We start from the raw sequence: 387 nt of genomic DNA on the forward strand, positions 1-387 counted from the left end.
CAGGCAAATGGAAGGGCCGGAAGCAGACTCTGGCATTGCCCTGGACGATGAATGCACCGTCAATCCTGGATGGCAGTGCGCAAGGTGACCGCGCGCTCAAAGCAGCTCGGAAATTGGCGCGCCTGTCGACAGCAGACCGGCGCCTGGAACAAATCGGAATGGGGTCTGCAAACCCTTCTGCCATCCTTCTGCCGGAACGAAGGGCTCTTCGATCTCTGCCCTGATCCGCAGGCGGACTGCAGAAGGTTCCGCAGATCACATATTCATTCCCTGAAAGCTTTCTGCCAACGGACTATTTCGGCATCTATGACAGATTCAGTAGGAAAGAAGTTGGAGGCCGAACGACCCCCGCGCTGAGATGAAGGGTATGGCCAATGGGCAACAATT

General features: G+C 56.3%; 1 protein-coding gene. It reads left to right on the forward strand.

Annotated features, from left to right (window positions below; translation table 11 throughout):
* Window positions 1-224, forward strand: a 224-nt coding sequence (locus X742_RS1000000175350) for a hypothetical protein (RefSeq protein ID WP_210164365.1), incomplete at its 5' end; no start/stop codon positions are given.
* Between the last annotated feature and the right edge of the window lie 163 nt (window positions 225-387).

The sequence above is a fragment of the Mesorhizobium sp. LNHC229A00 genome (genome assembly GCF_000502415.1).
In the GTDB taxonomy this organism is placed as follows: Bacteria; Pseudomonadota; Alphaproteobacteria; order Rhizobiales; family Rhizobiaceae; genus Mesorhizobium.